4 protein-coding genes and 1 pseudogene are annotated in these 4,109 nt (G+C 48.3%); 4 read left to right on the top strand and 1 reads right to left on the bottom strand.

Features of this window, described 5'->3' with window-relative positions; all coding sequences use genetic code 11:
• The 4 genes from BGK49_RS26305 to BGK49_RS10140 all read left to right on the top strand — a co-directional run.
• Window positions 1-192: IS1 family transposase (locus BGK49_RS26305; protein WP_000718190.1), on the top strand; the 192-nt coding region annotated here is incomplete at its 5' end.
• A gap of 458 nt (window positions 193-650) precedes the next feature.
• On the top strand, window positions 651-1,370 hold the full coding sequence (locus BGK49_RS10150) for a (Fe-S)-binding protein (RefSeq protein WP_001102117.1): 720 nt from the start codon (window positions 651-653) through the stop codon (window positions 1,368-1,370).
• Window positions 1,371-1,380: 10 nt separating this feature from the next.
• Window positions 1,381-2,808 carry a LutB/LldF family L-lactate oxidation iron-sulfur protein gene (locus BGK49_RS10145; RefSeq protein WP_000023903.1) on the top strand — a complete coding sequence of 476 codons (1,428 nt, stop codon included), beginning with the start codon at window positions 1,381-1,383 and terminating at the stop codon, window positions 2,806-2,808.
• Window positions 2,801-3,496 (top strand): LutC/YkgG family protein, encoded by a 696-nt coding sequence (locus tag BGK49_RS10140; protein WP_000370306.1) that lies wholly within the window; start codon window positions 2,801-2,803, stop codon window positions 3,494-3,496. The genes BGK49_RS10145 and BGK49_RS10140 overlap by 8 nt, the downstream gene beginning before the upstream one ends.
• A 313-nt stretch (window positions 3,497-3,809) precedes the next feature.
• Here BGK49_RS10140 and BGK49_RS10130 read toward each other — a convergent pair.
• Window positions 3,810-4,109 (bottom strand): annotated as a pseudogene (locus tag BGK49_RS10130) (IS1-like element IS1X2 family transposase); the annotation flags it as partial.

The following is a 4,109-nucleotide window of genomic DNA, read 5'->3' as shown; positions in this document are numbered from 1 at the left end:
CTGTATGAATCCCGCCTGAAGGGAAAGCTGCACGTAATCAGCAAGCGATATACGCAGCGAATTGAGCGGCATAACCTGAATCTGAGGCAGCACCTGGCACGGCTGGGACGGAAGTCGCTGTCGTTCTCAAAATCGGTGGAGCTGCATGACAAAGTCATCGGGCATTATCTGAACATAAAACACTATCAATAAGTTGGAGTCATTACCAACTTTTTTATATGTTTTTTTGAAGTGGTCTGGCTTAGTAATTAAATAAAAGATACAAACTAAATTGCTTCAATTAAATAAAATCCCGACTATTACTTGATACGTGATTATTGTCGGTGATTTTGTTTGTACACCATCAGTGTATATCTCAATAATCCCTGAATAAGTAGCTCTGAATAGGTATAAGGGATGTAGCCATTTTTAAATGGATTTCTTATGCCAAAAATGATCGTCGATTTCTCCATAAAATGTGAGCGATGCCGAAAGAAATAAAATTAGTTATTGCATTTGACGTTTGGGTGAAAGATTATCATTTGTCATACAAATGAGGGGTAGTATGTTGCTAGCCAATTAAAAAAGAACGCCATATTTATTGATGATTGATCCCCCGGTGGGGGGGAAACATCGGGCATAAATGGGCATGAAGTAATGGAGTATTAGTTGTGAATGTCAATTTCTTTGTCACCTGTATTGGTGACGCCCTGAAATCAAGAATGGCACGAGACTCCGTGCTGCTACTGGAAAAACTCGGCTGTCGCGTAAATTTCCCGGAGAAACAGGGATGCTGCGGTCAGCCTGCGATCAATAGCGGTTATATCAAAGAAGCGATTCCAGGGATGAAAAATCTGATCGCCGCACTGGAGGATAACGACGATCCCATTATTTCACCGGCTGGCTCTTGCACCTATGCCGTAAAAAGTTACCCGACGTATCTGGCGGATGAACCTGAATGGGCATCACGTGCCGAAAAGGTTGCCGCGCGTATGCAGGATCTCACCTCTTTTATTGTTAATAAATTAGGGGTAGTCGATGTAGGTGCCAGTTTGCAAGGGAGAGCTGTGTATCACCCATCTTGTAGCCTGGCCCGTAAGCTGGGAGTGAAGGACGAGCCACTTACGCTGCTGAAAAATGTGCGTGGACTGGAGCTGTTGACCTTTGCTGAACAGGATACCTGCTGCGGATTTGGCGGCACGTTCTCGGTCAAAATGGCCGAAATATCCGGCGAGATGGTGAAAGAAAAGGTTGGGCACCTGATGGAAGTCCGCCCTGAGTATTTAATTGGTGCTGACGTGAGTTGCCTGCTGAACATCAGTGGGCGATTACAACGGGAAGGGCAGAAAGTCAAAGTGATGCATATTGCTGAAGTGTTGATGAGCCGCTGAGGATATAAAGATGTCGATCAAAACCAGTAATACAGATTTTAAGACACGCATCCGTCAGCAAATTGAAGATCCGATCATGCGCAAAGCGGTGGCAAACGCGCAGCAGCGTATTGGGGCAAATCGGCAAAAAATGGTCGATGAATTGGGGCACTGGGAGGAGTGGCGCGATCGGGCCGCCCAGATACGTGATCATGTTCTGAGTAATCTCGACGCTTATCTGTACCAGCTCTCAGAAAAAGTGACGCAAAACGGCGGTCACGTCTGGTTTGCAAAAAACAAAGAAGACGCTACCCGCTACATTTTACAGGTTGCCCAACGCAAAAATGCCCGGAAGGTGGTGAAATCTAAATCGATGGTGACCGAAGAGATTGGTGTCAATCATGTGTTGCAGGATGCTGGCATTCAGGTGGTTGAAACCGATCTGGGTGAATATATTCTCCAGCTGGATCAAGATCCGCCATCTCATGTTGTGGTCCCGGCAATTCATAAAGATCGCCATCAGATCCGTCGAGTGCTACACGAACGTCTGGGCTATGAGGGGCCGGAAACGCCTGAAGCGATGACCTTATTCATCCGGCAAAAAATCCGCGAAGATTTCCTCAGTGCTGAAATAGGTATTACCGGCTGTAATTTCGCGGTGGCAGAGACAGGTTCGGTATGCCTGGTGACCAATGAAGGTAATGCGCGAATGTGTACCACGCTGCCTAAAACGCATATTGCAGTGATGGGAATGGAGCGTATTGCCCCCACGTTTGCCGAGGTAGATGTATTGATCACCATGCTGGCGCGCAGTGCCGTTGGTGCACGTTTGACGGGATACAACACCTGGCTGACAGGACCGCGCGAAGCGGGGCACGTTGATGGTCCTGAAGAGTTTCATCTGGTTATTGTCGATAACGGGCGTTCTGAGGTGCTGGCCTCTGAATTTCGGGATGTGCTGCGCTGTATTCGCTGCGGGGCTTGTATGAATACTTGTCCGGCATATCGCCATATTGGCGGTCATGGATATGGCTCTATTTATCCAGGGCCAATTGGTGCGGTGATTTCTCCGCTACTTGGCGGCTATAAAGATTTTAAAGATTTACCCTACGCCTGCTCTTTATGCACTGCTTGTGACAGCGTGTGTCCGGTGCGTATTCCGCTGTCAAAACTGATTTTGCGTCATCGTCGGGTGATGGCTGAAAAAGGGATCACCGCAAAAGCAGAGCAACGGGCGATAAAAATGTTCGCTTATGCCAATAGTCATCTAGGATTGTGGAAAGTCGGGATGATGGCCGGCGCTCATGCGGCAAGCTGGTTTATCAATGGCGGCAAAACACCACTCAAATTTGGCGCGATTAGCGACTGGATGGAAGCACGCGATCTTCCTGAAGCTGACGGAGAGAGTTTCCGTAGTTGGTTTAAGAAACATCAGGCGCAGGAGAAAAAGAATGGATAATCGAGGCGAATTTTTGAATAACGTTGCTCAGGCACTGGGTCGCCCGCTGCGACTTGAACCGCAAGCAGAAGATGCGCCGCTTAACAACTATGCTAACGAGCGGCTTACCCAACTTAACCAACAGCAGCGCTGTGACGCGTTTATTCAGTTTGCCAGCGATGTTATGTTGACGCGCTGTGAGCTGACCAGCGAGGCGAAGGCGGCAGAAGCTGCAATACGTCTGTGTAAAGAGCTGGGAGATCAGTCGGTCGTGATTAGCGGTGACACGAGGCTGGAGGAATTGGGGATTAGTGAACGTTTGCAGCAGGAATGCAATGCCGTTGTTTGGGATCCGGCGAAAGGTGCCGAGAATATCTCGCAGGCAGAGCAGGCTAAAGTGGGTGTTGTGTATGCTGAATATGGTTTAACCGAATCGGGAGGCGTGGTTCTTTTTTCCGCCGCCGAGCGCGGGCGTTCATTGAGCCTGCTCCCGGAATCTTCTCTTTTTATCCTGCGTAAAAGCACAATCCTGCCGCGTGTAGCGCAACTCGCAGAAAAATTGCATCAGAAAGCGCAGGCCGGTGAACGAATGCCGTCCTGCATTAACATCATTAGCGGCCCTAGTTCAACGGCGGATATTGAGCTTATCAAAGTCGTCGGGGTTCATGGCCCGGTGAAAGCGGTGTATCTGATTATTGAGGATTGCTGAGAGAGATATGAGATCTGAACATAAACCTGAAGAAGGCATACGAGGTTGAAAATAGCGTTAAGGACAACCTGACTTAACCCCGTTCCGTCATGGTTATGCTGCTCTTCTGTAAATATCCTGGCATTAGTAATGCTAGGATATTTACAGTGAAAAAGACAGGCATCCATTCCTGAAAACGGGTTCCCTTCCCGGTCATTGTCACTTCAGCTTTATACAGGCACTCTCTATCAGAATGTTGTTTATTACTGCCCAGAGTTTTGTTGGTATTCATCTACCATTTTTTTGACAAGGCAAAACAGGTAATGACTCCAACTTACTGATAGTGTTTTATGTTCAGATAATGCCCGATGACCTTGTCATGCAGCTCCACCGATTTTGAGAACGACAGTGACTTCCGTCCCAGCCTTGCCAGATGTTGTCTCAGATTCAGATTATGTCGCTCAATGCGCTGAGTGTAACGCTTGCTGATAACGTGCAGCTTTCCCTTCAGGCGTGATTCATACAGCGGCCAGCCATCCGTCATCCATACCACGACCTCAAAGGCCGACAGCAGGCTCAGAAGACGCTCCAGTGTGGCCAGAGTGCGTTCACCGAAGACGTGCGCCACAACCGT

This window comes from Shigella sp. FC1544, assembly GCF_001722145.1.
Lineage (GTDB): Bacteria > Pseudomonadota > Gammaproteobacteria > Enterobacterales > Enterobacteriaceae > Escherichia > Escherichia coli.
The sequence above is the reverse complement of the archived record's forward strand: the minus strand, read 5'-3'. Positions and strand labels throughout refer to the sequence as shown.